This window comes from Micromonospora sp. BL4, assembly GCF_003667505.1.
Classification (GTDB): Bacteria; Actinomycetota; Actinomycetes; order Mycobacteriales; family Micromonosporaceae; genus Micromonospora.
In genome coordinates this window covers 21,274-36,028 of the sequence record NZ_RCVJ01000086.1, presented here as the reverse complement: position 1 = coordinate 36,028, position 14,755 = coordinate 21,274, and the positions used below count along the sequence as shown (strand labels likewise).

Below are 14,755 nucleotides of genomic sequence, written 5' to 3'. Positions count from 1 at the left end.
GGCCGGAACGGCTCGCCCGCCCCCGCCGCCCGGGATCACCCCGATCGCGCCGGCGCAGCGCGGCGCGGTGCCGCCGGCCGAGGCGGGCGAGCCGTTCCGGCCGACGCTGACCACCGCGGCGATCAACAACGCGCGGGCCGAGCGGCAGCGCACGGTCATCCCGCCCCGCCCGAAGACCAACGGCGAGCCGCGGCCGAGCCACCTGCAACGACCGGTCGACGAGCCGCCCACCGGCGGGTTCAGCGCCACCGACCTCAGCATCCCGGTGCCCACTCCCCGACCGGGCCAGGAGTCGGCGCCGCCGGGGTCCCGGGCCAACTGGCCGCTGGTCAACAACCCGGAGGACCCGGCCGACAGCTCGCCGAACAACCCGGCCGCCTACCCGTACGGCGGCGGCCGCGGCATCGACGCCCCGACCGATCCGGGCCGGGCCGACGGCCGCGTCACCCCACCCTGGCTGGCGGACGACCTGCCGCAGGAGCCGCCCATGCTGCGGCTGGTGGAGCCACCGCCGCTGGCCGACCGGGCGCTGCGCGAGGGAAGCCTCAACCCACCCACCGACCCGCGCCTCGAGACGCCACCGCTACGGCTGGTCGATCGGGAGCAGGCCGCCCGCAACGGCCGCCCCGCGCCCCGCATGGAGCGCCCCGTCGAGCACCGGCCGGCACCCCCGGTCGAGCACCGGCCGCCGCCGGTGGCGGACGAGGGCGACGGGGACCTGCTGATCTTCGCGCAGGCCAAGTCCGCCTGGTTCGTCGGGCAGACCGAGGAGTCCGACCTGGACTGGTCGACCACGGCCGACACCGGATGGCAGGCGGCCGAGCAGGCGGCCCGTCCCGCGGTGGGCGCCGAGACGACGGCCGGCCTGCCGAAGCGCGTGCCGCAGGCCAACCTGGTCCCGGGCTCCCCGTTGCGCGAAGAGCGTCCACTGCGGATAGTGCGTGACGCGGCGAGCCTCGCGGAGAACACCACCGGCTACTTCCGTGGCTGGCGTCGGGGACAGGAGATCGGCGGGTTCGCGGTGGGCGGCCGACCGGGTCGCGAGGCCGCCGGCGGCTGGGACTTCAGCCGCGACCACGGCGACCGCGACGACGACCGGGAGTACGAGTACCGCTCCGCCGGCTACCAGTCCTGACCTCCGGCCGACCGGCCTTCCACCCGGGTGCACGCCCCTGATCGGCGGCACCCGGGCCGGGGCTGCGATGGCGGTCGTGCCGCTGGCGTGGCCCACCGGCTGGCCCGCCTGATCCCCGCGGAGCGGCGGCGTCGGGTGATGCTGCTACCCGGGGCAGGGGCAGCACGGCACGACCGGCGTACGGCCGTCTGAGGCGCGTTGGAGCGCCCCCGAGGTCGAGCCGACGCCCAGCCCGAACCGTCGAACGTCCACGCCGGGCGTTACGTAGACGACCCCGGACAGCACTCAGCGCCCGGTGGCGGCCGGAGCCACCACCGGGCGCGAATCGTCCGGTCAGGCCGGAGCGACGGCGCGCGTACGCCGCATGGTGAGCACGTACTCGACCAGCGAGATCAGCACGTGCTTCGTCGACTCCCGGTTGCGGGCGTCGCAGGCCACCACCGGCACGTCGCTCGAGATCGCCAGCGCGTCCCGAACGTCCTGCGGATCGTGGTACTGCATCCCGTCGAAGCAGTTGATGGCCACCAGGTACGGCAGCCGCCGGTGCTCGAAGAAATCGATCGCCGCGAAGCAGTCCGCCAGCCGGCGGGTATCCACCAGCACGACCGCACCGATGGCGCCCCGGACCAGTTCGTCCCACATGAACCAGAATCGGGTCTGACCCGGCGTACCGAACAGGTACAGAATCAGGTCACGGTCGATCGAGATCCGGCCGAAGTCCATGGCCACCGTGGTCGTCGTCTTGCCCGGCACCTGCCGGGTGTCGTCGACGCCCACGCCAGCGGAGGTCATGATGGCCTCGGTGGTCAGCGGCGTGATCTCCGAGACCGAGCCGACCAGCGTCGTCTTACCGACGCCGAATCCACCGGCGATAACGATCTTCGCCGACGTCACGCGCCCACTCGGGTTCGGCGGGCGGTGCGACATGTCAGAGCCTGCGAAGTCCACTCAGCACCCTCTCCAGCAGTTCAGTGCCCACCGCGTCGTCGGAGTCGTCCAAAATGGTCGGCTCGTGGACTGCGACCAGGCCGTCCGTCGCCATGTCGGCGATGAGCACCCGGGCCACACCGAGCGGGAGCTGCATCCGCGCCGCGATCTCGGCGAGCGATTGCACGCGTCCGTCACACAGCGCGGCGATGTACTGGTGTTCGCGGCCACCGTTGCCATTGGCAGCGGCCCGACCGCGCACCGTCGTCTCGACGAGCGCCTCCAGCGCGATGTCGAGCCGGGGACGGGTACGACCGCGGGTCACGGCGTATGGACGGACCAACGCTCCGGTCGGTTCGTCACGATCGGCCATGTCGCCGCTCACCTCCTTCGTACCCGGCACCGGCTCCCACCGGTGAAACCCGTCGTTGTCGTTGTTTCAGTAGCGCCGACCTCACGATCGGCGAGGCGTCAGCCCAGCATGCCCGCGGCCGCACGCGGCTGCGGGGTCAGCGCGTCGCCCACCCGGTCGACCAGCAACGCCATCTCGTAGCCGACCTGCCCGACGTCCGAGCTGCGGGCGGCCAACACGGCGAAGGACGAGCCGTCCGAGATGGACATCAGGAACAGGAAGCCATTGTCCATCTCCACGACGGTCTGCAGTACGGCGCCTCCCTCGAAGCAGCGGGCCGCTCCCTGGGTGAGGCTGACCAGACCGGACGCGATCGCGGCGAGCTGGTCGGCCCGGTCCCGCGGGAGATCCCGTGACGACGCGAGAAGCAGGCCATCCGCCGAGACGGCGACCGCATGCGCGACACCGGGCACCCGGTCGGCGAAGTTGGCCAGCAGCCAACCAAGATCCTGCGTAGTTGTCATCCTTCTTGCTCCTTCTGCCCGCTCCCGGCCGCTGGGCCTGAGCCAGACTGCGAGGATTGCTGCCCTCCCGGAGTCGCCTCCGGGCTGGTCGGGTTGTCCGAGGTGCTACGCCCTCGCTGCACGCCCCGGTGGTAGGCGGAGAGCAGGCCACGGACCGCCTCCGGGGAACGCCGCTGGACCGAGGTGGTGGGCTTCTCCACCGCGCCGGGGACCAGCTGCGCCATCGGCTTGCGCTTCGGCAGACCGGTCGTGGTCGTCTCGCTCACCGGGACCGCGCTGGCCGCTGCCGAGGCGGCACGCCAACCGTCGTCGGCGGCGGTCTGCCAGCCGTTGGTCTGCTGCTGTTGGGGCCGGCGGGTCGGCAGGCTCTCGGCGAGGCTGGGGCGGGTGCCCCCGTTCGCTGTCGACCCGTTGTCCCGCGGCGCTCCTCCGGCCGTCGGAGTGTCTGCCATCGGTGTGTTACCTGTCGTCCCGGGTGGTGTCTTGTGGACTGCCGGACCGCTGGCCTCGACCGTCGCGAACTGCTGGGTCGCTGTGCCACCATTCGCCGCCGGCTGGGCGGCCGGTGCGGCCGCCTTGGCCGCCGCCTCCTCCGGACCCGGCCGGCGGGTACGGAACCAGGCCGACTCGAGCTCCCGGAAGATCGGCAGCTCCATGGTCTCGTCCGCGTACCGCTGCCGGTTCTGGGCCTGCGGCTGCTGCGGCGCCGGCCGGCTCTGCGCCGGTGCCGCCGCGGTCGGTGCCGCCGGCTGGGCCGGAGCGGCCGGCTGCTCGGCGGGGCGCTGCACCCGTGGCAGCTCCGTCGTCATGTCCAGGGCGGCGGCGAGCCGCTCGGGCACCGGCGGGGTCGCCGCGTCGCGGTCGCCACCGGGCACCGGCGGCCAGGCCGGCGGAGCGGGGGCGTTGGGCGTCTGGGCGGGCGGGGCCGATCGGGGCGCGAAGCCGCTGAACGACTGGCCGGAGGCCGGCGGCGCCGAGTACGGCTGATTCGATGCCGGCGGAGCCGAGTACGGCTGACTCGATGCCGGCGGCGCCGAGTACGGCTGACCGGCCGGCGGGGCCGAATAGGGCTGACCGGCCGGCGGAGCGGAGTACGGGTGCCCGGCCGGCGGAGCCGAGTACGGCTGCGCGGAGGACGGGGCGGCCGAGACCGGCGGACCGGCGTACGGCGCACCCGAGTAGGGCTGCGCGGAGTACGGCTGGCCGGAGGCCGGCGAGGCGGAGACCGGTGCGCCGGAGTAGGGCTGCGCGGAGACCGGAGGCGGCGAGTACGGGTGCGCCTCGGGGCTGCTGGGCAGCTGCCGCGGAATGGCCGGCTGCTGACCCGCGTCCGGAGTGTCGTCGCCGGAGCGGCGCTGCGGCAGCGGGTCGATCGGCTGGCCGTTGGCCGTGCGCGGGGTGAACCCGTCACCGCCGTTCGTGCCCGCCGCACCGGTGAGGTCCGACCAGGCCGGCATCGAACGGTACGCACCGGTGTTGGCGGGGGTGCCGGCGCCGTTGCGCGATGCCGGGTCGAACGGACGACCGCCGAGGGTGACCTGGTTGCCGGACTCGCTCGGGCGGGGGCCGTTGCCCAGTGCGGGCAGCGCGCCGAAGGCCGGCACCGGGCCGTTGTGCTGCGGGCCACCGGCCGCGGGCAGCGCCGGCGGCTGCTGCACACGGCCGGAGAGCGCCCGGGGCACCAGCACCGAGGTGGGCAGGGTCACGTCGGCGACCGTGCCACGGTCACCGCCGGGGCGCAGCTCGACCCGCACCCCGTGCCGGGACGCCAGCCGGGCGACCACGACCAGGCCCATCATCCGGGACACGGCCACGTCCACCTGCGGTGGCGTCGCGAGACGCTCGTTGAGCTCGTTCAGCTGGTCGTTGCTGATGCCGATGCCGCGGTCCTCGACGTAGAGCGAGGCGCGGTCGCCGACCCGGCGGGCCTCGACCATCACCTGCGAGTCCGGCGGCGAGAACGCGGTCGCGTTGTCGAACAGCTCGGCGACGAGGTGCACCAGGTCGTTGACCGCGTGCGCGGCGACCTCGATGTCCCGGTCGATGACCCCGAACTCGATCCGGGTGTAGTGCTCGACCTCGGACTGCGCGGCGCGCAGCACGTCGATGAGCGCCGCCGGCTCGCGCTGCACACGGGTGGAGTCCGCGCCGGCGAGAACGAGCAGGTTCTCGTCGTTGCGGCGCATCCGGGTGGCCAGGTGGTCGAGCTGGAACAGCTCGGCCAGCCGGTCCGGGTCCTCCTCGCCGCGCTCCAGCCGGTCGAGGTGCCCGATGAGGCGGTCGACCAGGATCTGCGAACGGCGGGCCAGGTTGACGAACATGGTCGCGACGGAGGCGCGCAGCGCCGCCTGCTCGGCGGCCGTCCGGACGGCTTCCAGGTGGACGGCGTTGAACGCCTCGGTCACCTGACCGAACTCGTCCTTGCTGCGGACCGGGAGCGGCTCGGCGATCTGGTTGGCCAGCTGCACCGGGGAGAGCTGCCCGACGACCTGCGGGTCGCGCAGTCGGGCCACCGCCTGCGGCAGGCCGTACTGGGCGACGGAGAGCGCGCCCTGCCGCAGCTCACGCAGCGAGCGGGCCATCGAGCGGGCGACCAGGTAGGCGAAGAGGATGGCCAGCAGCAGCATGCTGAGCAGCAGGCCGGTCTCCAGGAAAACCTGACGCTGGACGTCCGAGCGCAGGTTGTCGGCCTCGGCGACCACGTCGCGGTCGAGCCTCGTCTCGACGGTGCGGATCAGCTTGGCGTTGGCCGTCATGGCCGAGTCCCACTGGTCCGGACCGAAGATCGCGCCGCGCATGTCGCCGGTGGTGTTGCCGTCCATCCAGCCGATGTAGTTCTGCGCCTCGCGGCGGTCACCGCCGGCGATCGTCTGGTCGTGGAACGCAACCTCTTCGGGGGTGGCGACGGCCTTGAAACTCTGCTCCGCCTGCTGCTGGCCGGTGCCGCTGGCGATGTAGTCGGTGCGCAGCACCGGGGTCAGCCGCTTCTGGTCCAACGCGCGGTGCACGACGACCCGGCGTACGGAGAGGAACTCCTTCTCCCGGGCGACGGCCGCGGCAGCTCGCATCCGGTCGCTCAGCTCGTTGTCACCGGCGAGTTGGGTGGCCGACTCACGGATGGCGAGCAGCCTGTTGATCAGGCCCTCGTACGCCTGGACGGTCTCGGTGAGCTTGAGCTTGCTGTTGAACACCTGGCTGCGGGCGCCCGGCAGGTCCTTCAGGTCCTGGTCGATCTGGTCGAGCAGGCCCTCCAGGCTGGCTGGCAGGTCCTCGATCTCGGCCCGCTGTTGCAGGTAGGGTCCCTTCGCCTGGTCGACCCGGGTGTTCACCCGGTTGAAGGCCTCCTGGTACTGCGCCTTCGGCTGCAGCCCGTCCGCCGCCGACAGCAGCACGGCGGCGGTCCGCTCATCCTGAAGCGTGTCGACCAGGTCACCTGAGTAGCTCGACAGGTTGGCCAGGTCGCCAGCTCGGTTGGCATTGTTGAGCGTCTCCAGGTGGTCGACCAGACCACTGGTGCCCACCACGACCGTGGCGATGGTCGGCACGATCATGATGAGACCGAGCTTGGACCAGATCGGCATGTCCCGGAGCCGGCTGGCCGGCCGGCGCAGCCGCGACAGGAAGGAGCCCGCCGTCTTTGGCCGTTTGCTCACGTCACCGCCCTCGCGATTACAGCTTGAACGTGTTGCCCCGGGCAACGCCCAGCGTCCGACCCGGCGGGTCGGACCCCCGAGATTCCATCACGCCGCCCGGCAAGAAGAAAGCCCAGGTTGTCACCCGCCGAAGGTGTGATGAGATGTTGATGCGATTTGATAGCAGTCCGTCTGGTCGGAGTAACTGAAGGTAATGAAACATCCGCACCGCGTTGTCCTGCTCGCCGGCCCTTCTGGCTCCGGAAAGTCGTACATAGCGCAGCAAACCGGGTTGCCAGTGCTCTGCCTGGACGACTTCTACAAAGACGGCGATGACCCTACGTTGCCGCTACGAAACGGCCAGGTGGATTGGGAATCACCCGAGTCGTGGGACGCCCTGACCGCGGTGGAAACGATTGCTCGACTGGCGCGTGAGGGCCGAGCCGATGTGCCGGTTTATGCGATCGGCGCGGATCGAAGGGTGGCCACCCGGCCATTTGACGTCGCCGGATCGCCAATTTTCGTGGCTGAAGGGATCTTCGCCGCCGAGATCGTCGAGGAATGTCGTCGTCGGGGGCTGCTCGCCGGCGCGTACGCGCTGCGCCGTCCGCGCGGGGCGACCTTCGTCCGCCGGCTGGCCCGCGACCTGTCCGAGCAGCGCAAGGCGCCGCGGGTGCTGGTCCGGCGCGGGGTGGCGCTGCTGCGCGCGGAGCCTGCGGTGCTGCGCCGACAGACCGGGCTGGGTGCGGAGGCTGCCCGGGCCCGGGAGGTGCTGCGGCGGGTGGCCAGCCTGCTCGCCGGCCACCCGCACGACTGAGCACTCAGGCCAGCAGCTTCGCGTACGCCGGCTTGATCACCTCATCGATGATCCGCAGCCGCTCGTCGAACGGGATGAAGGCACTCTTCATCGCGTTGATGGTGAACCACTGCAACTCCCGCCAGCCGTAGCCGAACGTCTCCACCAGCAGGGCCATCTCCCGGGACATCGACGTGCCGCTCATCAGCCGGTTGTCGGTGTTGACGGTGACCCGGAACCGCAGGTCCCGCAACAGGCCGATCGGGTGGTCCGCGATCGAGTCCACCGCTCCGGTCTGCACGTTCGACGACGGGCACAGCTCCAGCGGGATCCGCTTGTCCCGGACGTACGCGGCCAGCCGGCCGAGCACCGGCACGCTGCCGGGGGTGATGTCGTCCACGATCCGCACCCCGTGGCCGAGCCGGTCCGCGCCGCACCACTGGATCGCCTGCCAGATCGACGGCAGGCCGAACGCCTCGCCGGCGTGGATGGTGAAGTGGAAGTTCTCCCGCTGGAGATACTCGAAGGCGTCCAGGTGCCGGGTGGGTGGGAAACCCGCCTCGGCGCCGGCGATGTCGAAGCCCACCACCCCCGAGTCCCGGTGCCGCACCGCCAGCTCGGCGATCTCCTGCGAGCGGGCCGCGTGCCGCATCGCGGTGAGCAGGGTGCCCACCCGGATGCTCAGGCCCGCCTCGACGGCTTGCGCGGCGCCCTCGGCGAAGCCGGCCAGCACCGCCTCGACCACCTCGTCCAGGCTCAGGTCGCGTTCCAGGTGCTGCTCCGGGGCGAACCGCACCTCGGCGTAGACCACCCCGTCGGCGGCCAGGTCCAGCGCGCACTCGCGGGCCACCCGGCGCAGCGCCGGCGCGGTCTGCATGACCGCCACGGTGTGCGCGAACGTCTCCAGGTAGCGCTCCAGCGAGCCGGAGTCGGCCGCGTCGACGAACCAGCGCCCCAACGCCTCCGGGTCGGTGGTGGGCAGTTCGTGACCCACCTCCGCGGCCAGCTCGACGATCGTGGCCGGCCGCAGCCCACCGTCGAGGTGGTCGTGCAGCAGCGCCTTCGGGACCTTGACGATGTCCTCGTACCGGATAGTTGCGACCATGCTCAGACCCTAGTCAGCGGCCCCGGCGGACCGGCACCGGACCGGCCGGGTGTCACGGCCGCCAGCCGTACACCCGGTGCACGTGGAGGCGGATGACGAGCCGCCCGTCGGCGACCATGGCGGCGCGGTAGTCCGCCCAGTCCGGGTGGTCGCCGCGAATCCGCCGGTAGACCTCGACCAGCTCGTCGACCGTCGCGTCGGCGGTGGCCGCGGCCGGCTCGGTGAGGGTCACGGTCCCGTCGGCGACCGCGTACGCGCCACCATCCGGCGTGGTCACGTGGAAGCTGGCCCGGGGATCGCGGCGCAGGTTGCGCACCTTCGCCCGATCTCCCGTGGTGGAGCAGCGGATCAGCCCCGGCTCGGCCAGGTAGTCGAGGTTGGACAGCTGGGGTCGGCCGTCCCGGCGCAGGGTGACCAGCGCCCCGCGTCCCCGTTCGCCGAACAGCTCCCACAGGCGGTTGGTTGACATGTCACCGACCCTAGGGGCGAATAGATGACATGTCAACGAAACGGCTAGACTGGACGCATGGACGCACCACGGTGGCTGGACGAACGGGAGGACCGCGCCTGGCGTGGCTACCGCCGGATGCGTCGACTGCTCGACCTGGAGCTGGCCCGCGAGCTGACCCAGGACGCCGGCCTCTCCGAGCCGGACTACGACGTGCTCTCCGACCTCTCCGAGACGCCGCAGGGGCGGCTGCGCCTCAGCGAGCTGGCGGACAGGATGCTGTGGTCGCGCAGCCGGCTCTCGCACCACCTGAGCCGGATGCAGCAGCGCGGCCTGGTGACCCGCGAGGAGTGCGCCGACGATGCCCGCGGCTCCATCGTCGTGCTCACCCCGGCGGGCCGGCAGGCCATCGAGTCGGCCGCCCCCGGCCACGTGGCCGCCGTCCGGCGGCACCTGATCGACCTGCTCACGCCGGCGGAGATCGACGCGCTCGGCGCGCTCACGCACCGGGTGGTCGACCACCTCGCCGGCCCCGAGCCCCGGGCCGCCCGCCCGCAGCCCGAACCGGCGGCCTGAGGTGGACCCCCGCATTCTCGACCAGCTGCGCTGCCCGGTCTGTGGCGAGCCGCTGGCCGAGGTGACCGCCGGCACCACCCGGGCGCTGCGCTGCCCGCGCGGGCACAGCTTCGACATCGCCCGACAGGGGTACGTCAACCTGCTCGCCGGACGCGCCCCGCACGCCGGCGACAGCGCCGAGATGGTGGCCGCCCGGGCGGACTTCCTCGCCGCGGGGCACTACGACGTCATCTCGGACGCCCTCGCCGCCGCCGCGGCGGACGCCGCCGGCCGGCTCCGCGCGACGGCCGCCACGCATCCGCGACCTGCCCCGTCCGCCCTTCGCTCTGCGTCAACCGACGCAACGGGTCCCGAGCAGAACTGGCGCGTGGAGGTAGGCAGAGCAAAGGACACCACAGAGGACACCACGGCAGAGGTACGCGTTGAACCGCCGACGGCCGACGTCGAGGCGTACCCCCTGGTGGTGGACGCCGGCGCCGGCACCGGCCGGTACCTCGGCGCGGTGCTGGCGGCGCTGCCGGACGCCGTGGGTCTGGCCCTGGACGTCTCCAAGCCGGCGCTGCGCCGCGCGGCCCGGGCGCATCCCCGAGCGGCCGCCGCGCTCGCCGACACCTGGCAGCGTCTGCCGCTCGCCGACGCCTCGACCTCCGTGCTGCTGAACGTCTTCGCCCCGCGCAACGGCGCGGAGTTCCACCGGGTGCTCGACCCGGCCGGCACGTTGCTGGTGGTCACCCCCGCCGCCGACCACCTCGCCGAACTGGTGGCCGCCCTCGACCTGCTGCGGGTGGACCCGGACAAGGCCGACCGGGTGACCGACAGCCTGGGCGGGCATTTCACCGCGGTCAGCTCAGCCGTACACCGGGCGGAGCTGGCGCTGACCCGGCCGGAGGTCGCCACCCTGGTCGGGATGGGCCCCAGCGCATGGCACACCGACCCGGCCGCTCTCGCCGCCCGGCTGGCCGCGCTGCCCGAACCGGTCCGGGTCACCGTGGCCGTCCGGCTCGACGTCCAGCGACCCCGCTGAGGTCAGGTGGAGAGGTCGACCTCTTCCCAGCCGGGCGGCTCGTCGTGGTACGGCCCGCGCAGGATCACCGCCCACTCCAGCGCCCAGCGTCGCTGCCCGATCGCGTTCGCGTCGACCAGCCCGGGCAGCGACCGCCCGACCCGCTCGGTCTCCAGGTAGGCCCAGTCCAGGCAGTAGTGCAGATCGAGCAGGGCGGCTGCGTCGGCCGGATGCTGCGGCGCCGTGAGGATCCGGGACCGCCAGCGCGGGAACGTCTCCCCGTCGGCGATGTGCGGCAGCCGCTCGACCAGCCGCTCGTCCACGGCCAGGGTCGGGTCCAGCTGCTTGCTCAGCCCGAGCACCCAGGCCAGCGCGTAGAGCGCGTCGTGGTGCAGCACGAACGAGCGGTGGTCGCCCTTGCCCCCGATCACGAACTGCCACTCCGGCGGGGTCACCATCTCCACCAGATGCGAGCCGAGCAGCCAGCTCATCGCCGCCTGCGGCGGCATTCCGAAGCAGCGGGCCAGGATCAGGTGCAAAACGGCGATCCGCGCCTCGATCTCCGGCGTGGGCCGCAGCTCGATCTTGTCACCCGGCTCCCAGACGAGCGGGAACTGGGACGGGGGCAACGGCAGGCCGAGCCGGGACAGCTCGTCCAGGCTCGCCTCGCGCACCTCGCGTGGGTCGGGGGCAGGTACGGTCACGGCGCATTTTCCTGTCTGCTCGCGACGGCTCAAGGCCGGCTATCCCCCCTTGGCCTGCGAGAATAGCGCTCCCTGGTGACCGGCACCACGCCGCCCCGACCCCTGGTCCGGTCAGCCGATCCGCTCGATGACCAGCGGCGTCGGCACCGGCGCGGTCGGCGCGATCCGCACCGCGCGAGCGGCCTCCGCGAGCGCCGCCGGGATCCGCGCCGGGTCCTCGGCACGCAGCTCGTAGAGGGCGTCACCGGCCCGCACCGGATCGCCGGGACGCTTGTGCAGCACCACCCCGGCCGGCACGCTGACCGGGTCCTCCTTGCGGGCCCGGCCCGCGCCGAGCCGCCAGGCCGCCACCCCCATGGCGTACGCGTCGACGGCCGCCACGTGCCCGTCCTGCTCCGCGCGAACCACCTCGACCTCCGGCGCCGCCGGCATCGGCGCGTCCGGGTCGCCGCCCTGCGCCCGGATCATGGCCCGCCAGGAGTCCATCGCCCGGCCGTCCCGCAGCGCCGCCGCCGGGTCGGCGTCCGGCAGACCGGCGGCGTCGAGCATCTCCCGCGCCAGGGCCAGCGTCAGCTCCACCACGTCGGCCGGCCCGCCGCCGGCCAGCACCTCGACCGACTCGGTCACCTCGACCGCGTTGCCGATGGCCAGGCCGAGCGGGGTGGACATGTCGGTGAGCAGGGCGACCGTCCGCACACCGTGCGCACCACCCAGCTCGACCATGGTGCGGGCCAGCTCACGGGCCTGGTCGACGGACTTCATGAAGGCGCCCGAGCCGACCTTGACGTCGAGGACCAGCGCGCCGGTGCCCTCGGCGATCTTCTTGCTCATGATCGAGCTGGCGATCAGCGGGATCGCCTCCACGGTGCCGGTCACGTCGCGCAGCGCGTACAGCTTGCGGTCGGCGGGGGCGAGCCCGGCGCCGGCCGCGCAGATCACCGCGCCGACGTCGCCGAGCTGGCTGATGAACTCGTCGTTGCTCAGCGCGGCGCGCCAGCCCGGGATGGACTCCAACTTGTCCAGCGTGCCGCCGGTGTGCCCGAGACCCCGGCCGCTCAACTGCGGGACGGCCGCGCCGCACGCCGCCACCAACGGGGTGAGCGGCAGAGTGATCTTGTCTCCGACGCCGCCGGTGGAGTGCTTGTCGACCGTCGGGCGGCGGACCGCCGAGAGATCCAGCCGCTCACCGCTGGCGATCATCGCGGCGGTCCACCGGGCGATCTCCGGGCCGGTCATGCCGTTGAGCAGGATCGCCATGGCCAGCGCGGACATCTGCTCATCGGCGACCACGCCCCGGGTGTACGCGTCCATCACCCAGTCGATCTGCGCGTCCGACAGCACGCCCCCGTCCCGCTTCACCCGAATGACATCAACAGCAGCAAAACCACTACTCATCAAAAGATCTCTCTAGTCGTATCGAGATACCCGTCCCGCAACTGCCCGACGGTCGGCCCCGGCCCCAAACCGCAACCACAGAGCAGCCTCAGCCAGCAGCCCAGCGCACCGGGATCTCCGCAGGCGGCTCACCCTCACCGGCCCAGAAGATGGTGCCGGTCGCGTCCACCACCACGACCCGGGGCGTCCGGGCCATCCCCCAGGTGATCGCTTCCGCCGGGTCGTCCCAGCTCGGAGCCTCCTCCAGCACCCCGGTCTCGGCGCCGGCGTCGTCCCCGGCCGACCGCTCCCAGTACGCCGTCCAGACCTGCTGCCCGGCGGACATGTCCGGGTGCACGAAGACCGTGCCGCGCCCGCGCCAGGCGGCCAGCCGCTCCGGGACCACCGGCACCGGCGTCTCGCCGGTCACCGCTTCCAGGTCCTCCACGCCGAAGGCGTGCGGCAGCAGCTCGGCCATCCGCAGCGGGCGGCCCTTGGTCTCGATCAGGCACTCCGGCCCGCCGTGCTCCCAGAGCAGCTGGCGGCACCGGCCACACGGCATCAGCGGCTCACCCGTGGCGTCGACGCAGGAGAGCGCGACGAGGCGACCGCCCCCGGTGGCGTGCAGGCTGGAGACCACACCGCACTCGGCGCAGAGGGTCACCCCGTACGCGGCGTTCTCCACGTTGCAGCCGACCACCACGCGGCCGTCGTCGACGAGCGCGGCCGCACCGACCGGGAACGTCGAGTACGGCGCGTACGCGTGCCGCATCGCGTCCGTGGCGGCGGCGCGCAACCGCGCCCAGTCGATCTCAGTCATCCCATCATTCTGCCGCACCGGCATCGTGGCCTGCGGCGGCGGGACCATGTCGGCCCCGCCGCGTCGGCGCCCGGGGCGTCAGCCCTTGATGTACGGCTTGCCGTCGGCGGCCGGCGCCCGGACCCGGCCGACGAGCCCGGCCACCGCCAGGATCGTCGCCAGGTAGGGCAGCATGGCCAGGAACTGGCTGGGAATCACGCTGTTGATCGCGCCCAGGTAGGTGGCGAGCTGGTCGGCGAAGCCGAAGAAGAGCGCGGCGAGCAGCGCGCCGGTCGGGTTCCACCGCCCGAAGATCAGCGCGGCCAGCGCGATGAAGCCCTTACCGCCGATCATGTTCTTGGTGAAGGAGTAGAGCGCGAGGGTGTAGGACGCGCCGCCGATGCCGGCGACCACACCGGCGAGCAGCACGTTGCGGTAGCGCACCCGCAGCACCTTGACGCCGAGCGTGTCGGCGGCGGTCGGGTGCTCACCGACCGAGCGGGTCCGCAGCCCCCACCGGGTACGGAACAGCCCGATGTGGATCACCAGCACCAGGAGCAGGCCGAGGTAGAGGAAGATGTTGCCGCGGAACAGCGCCGGGCCGAGCACCGGGATGTCCTCGAGCAGCGGAATGTTCCAGTTGCCGAAGCGGGGCGCGCTGTTGTACTTCGTCGCGTCGGTCTGCATCAGGCGCTCGTAGAGGAAGCCGGTGACGCCGACCGCCAGCAGGTTCAGCACGATGCCGATGACCACCTGGTCGACCAGGTAGCGGATGGCGAAGACGGCCAGCAGCAGCGAGATGAACGCGCCACCGATGGCGGCGGCGACCAGGCCCACCCAGACGTTGCCGGAGAGGCTGCCGAACAGCGCGCCGCTGAACGCGCCCATCAGCAACTGCCCCTCGATGGCCACGTTGACCACGCCGGACCGCTCGCAGAGCACCCCGGCGAGCGCACCGAAGATCAGCGGCAGGGCCAGGATGAACGTGCCCCGGATGATGTTGACCAGCGGCATGAAGTTCTGCCCGGTCGGCGCGGCGGAGACCTGCCAGCAGAGGAAGGAGAGCACGAAGCCGACCAGCCCGACACCGAGCACGGTGACGAACCACCGCTTCGGCACCCCGGCGACCAGCGCCGCACCGGCGGCGATCGCGATGATCCCGAACAGGATCGCCCCGATCGTGCCGTTGATCTCCAGCGCGGCGCCGGCCGCGTCGTCGCTGAGCGTGAAACGGGCCTGCTGGTCGGTGGCGAGCGCACCGAAGAGCACCGCCGCGAGCAGGCCGAGCGCCAGCAGCACGAGGCCGACCTTGCGGTTCCGGGTCCAGAAGCCCTCGTCGACCGGGGCGACCGCGACGTCGGGGACAGCCATGGTGGACAT

General features: G+C 72.5%; 13 protein-coding genes and 1 pseudogene. 4 read left to right on the top strand and 10 right to left on the bottom strand.

From position 1 onward, the window contains the following. A pseudogene (locus tag EAD89_RS08180) lies at positions 1-1,135 on the top strand (transposase); the annotation flags it as partial. A gap of 333 nt (positions 1,136-1,468) precedes the next feature. Here EAD89_RS08180 and EAD89_RS08175 read toward each other — a convergent pair. The 4 genes from EAD89_RS08175 to EAD89_RS08160 all read right to left on the bottom strand — a co-directional run bounded on the left by EAD89_RS08175 (position 1,469) and on the right by EAD89_RS08160 (position 6,591). Beyond that, positions 1,469-2,062 carry an ATP/GTP-binding protein gene (locus tag EAD89_RS08175; protein ID WP_007455465.1) on the bottom strand — a complete coding sequence of 198 codons (594 nt, stop codon included), beginning with the start codon at positions 2,060-2,062 and terminating at the stop codon, positions 1,469-1,471. Position 2,063: 1 nt separating this feature from the next. Next, positions 2,064-2,435, bottom strand: a complete 372-nt coding sequence (locus EAD89_RS08170) for a DUF742 domain-containing protein (protein WP_089021735.1) — start codon at positions 2,433-2,435, stop codon at positions 2,064-2,066. 98 nt (positions 2,436-2,533) lie between these two features. After that, entirely contained in the window at positions 2,534-2,938 is a 405-nt protein-coding gene (locus tag EAD89_RS08165) for a roadblock/LC7 domain-containing protein (protein ID WP_007455462.1), read from the bottom strand. After that, positions 2,935-6,591 (bottom strand): sensor histidine kinase, encoded by a 3,657-nt coding sequence (locus EAD89_RS08160; protein ID WP_121675305.1) that lies wholly within the window; start codon positions 6,589-6,591, stop codon positions 2,935-2,937. The genes EAD89_RS08165 and EAD89_RS08160 overlap by 4 nt, the downstream gene beginning before the upstream one ends. 502 nt (positions 6,592-7,093) lie before the next feature. Here EAD89_RS08160 and EAD89_RS30980 point away from each other — a divergent pair. Next, positions 7,094-7,387, top strand: a complete 294-nt coding sequence (locus EAD89_RS30980) for a hypothetical protein (RefSeq protein WP_233578316.1) — start codon at positions 7,094-7,096, stop codon at positions 7,385-7,387. A gap of 4 nt (positions 7,388-7,391) precedes the next feature. On the opposite strand, the gene EAD89_RS08150 is transcribed toward EAD89_RS30980, so the two are convergent. Both EAD89_RS08150 and EAD89_RS08145 read right to left on the bottom strand, forming a co-directional pair. Continuing rightward, entirely contained in the window at positions 7,392-8,471 is a 1,080-nt protein-coding gene (locus tag EAD89_RS08150; RefSeq protein WP_121675304.1) for an adenosine deaminase, read from the bottom strand. A 52-nt stretch (positions 8,472-8,523) separates the two neighbouring features. After that, a complete protein-coding gene (locus EAD89_RS08145) occupies positions 8,524-8,940 on the bottom strand; it encodes a PPOX class F420-dependent oxidoreductase (protein ID WP_121675303.1) in 417 nt (138 codons plus the stop codon). A gap of 57 nt (positions 8,941-8,997) precedes the next feature. Between EAD89_RS08145 and EAD89_RS08140 the strand changes: the two genes are divergently transcribed. Then, a complete protein-coding gene (locus EAD89_RS08140) occupies positions 8,998-9,495 on the top strand; it encodes a MarR family winged helix-turn-helix transcriptional regulator (protein ID WP_121675302.1) in 498 nt (165 codons plus the stop codon). A 1-nt stretch (position 9,496) separates the two neighbouring features. Continuing rightward, the gene (locus EAD89_RS08135) at positions 9,497-10,519 is read left to right on the top strand and encodes a putative RNA methyltransferase (RefSeq protein ID WP_121675301.1); all 1,023 of its coding nucleotides are present in this window, start codon (positions 9,497-9,499) and stop codon (positions 10,517-10,519) included. Positions 10,520-10,521: 2 nt separating this feature from the next. Here EAD89_RS08135 and EAD89_RS08130 read toward each other — a convergent pair whose 3' ends face one another. The 4 genes from EAD89_RS08130 to EAD89_RS08115 all read right to left on the bottom strand — a co-directional run bounded on the left by EAD89_RS08130 (position 10,522) and on the right by EAD89_RS08115 (position 14,755). Continuing rightward, positions 10,522-11,202 carry a DUF4272 domain-containing protein gene (locus EAD89_RS08130; RefSeq protein ID WP_121675300.1) on the bottom strand — a complete coding sequence of 227 codons (681 nt, stop codon included), beginning with the start codon at positions 11,200-11,202 and terminating at the stop codon, positions 10,522-10,524. Between the two features lie 111 nt (positions 11,203-11,313). Continuing rightward, the gene (locus EAD89_RS08125; RefSeq protein WP_121675299.1) at positions 11,314-12,597 is read right to left on the bottom strand and encodes a thymidine phosphorylase; all 1,284 of its coding nucleotides are present in this window, start codon (positions 12,595-12,597) and stop codon (positions 11,314-11,316) included. Between the two features lie 88 nt (positions 12,598-12,685). Beyond that, positions 12,686-13,396, bottom strand: coding sequence for a cytidine deaminase (locus EAD89_RS08120; RefSeq protein ID WP_121675298.1), 711 nt, complete (start codon positions 13,394-13,396; stop codon positions 12,686-12,688). 78 nt (positions 13,397-13,474) lie between these two features. Continuing rightward, positions 13,475-14,755: an ABC transporter permease gene (locus EAD89_RS08115; protein ID WP_121656163.1), complete on the bottom strand. Its 1,281-nt coding sequence runs from the start codon at positions 14,753-14,755 to the stop codon at positions 13,475-13,477.

Bases quoted from the DNA above. Each gene is read 5' to 3' on its own strand.
- EAD89_RS08175 (WP_007455465.1), bottom strand. From the start codon at position 2,062: ATGTCGCACCGCCCGCCGAACCCGAGTGGGCGCGTGACGTCGGCGAAG.
- EAD89_RS08170 (WP_089021735.1), bottom strand. From the start codon at position 2,435: ATGGCCGATCGTGACGAACCGACCGGAGCGTTGGTCCGTCCATACGCC.
- EAD89_RS08165 (WP_007455462.1), bottom strand. From the start codon at position 2,938: ATGACAACTACGCAGGATCTTGGTTGGCTGCTGGCCAACTTCGCCGAC.
- EAD89_RS08150 (WP_121675304.1), bottom strand. From the start codon at position 8,471: ATGGTCGCAACTATCCGGTACGAGGACATCGTCAAGGTCCCGAAGGCG.
- EAD89_RS08145 (WP_121675303.1), bottom strand. From the start codon at position 8,940: ATGTCAACCAACCGCCTGTGGGAGCTGTTCGGCGAACGGGGACGCGGG.
- EAD89_RS08140 (WP_121675302.1), top strand. From the start codon at position 8,998: ATGGACGCACCACGGTGGCTGGACGAACGGGAGGACCGCGCCTGGCGT.
- EAD89_RS08125 (WP_121675299.1), bottom strand. From the start codon at position 12,597: ATGAGTAGTGGTTTTGCTGCTGTTGATGTCATTCGGGTGAAGCGGGAC.
- EAD89_RS08120 (WP_121675298.1), bottom strand. From the start codon at position 13,396: ATGACTGAGATCGACTGGGCGCGGTTGCGCGCCGCCGCCACGGACGCG.
- EAD89_RS08115 (WP_121656163.1), bottom strand. From the start codon at position 14,755: ATGTCCACCATGGCTGTCCCCGACGTCGCGGTCGCCCCGGTCGACGAG.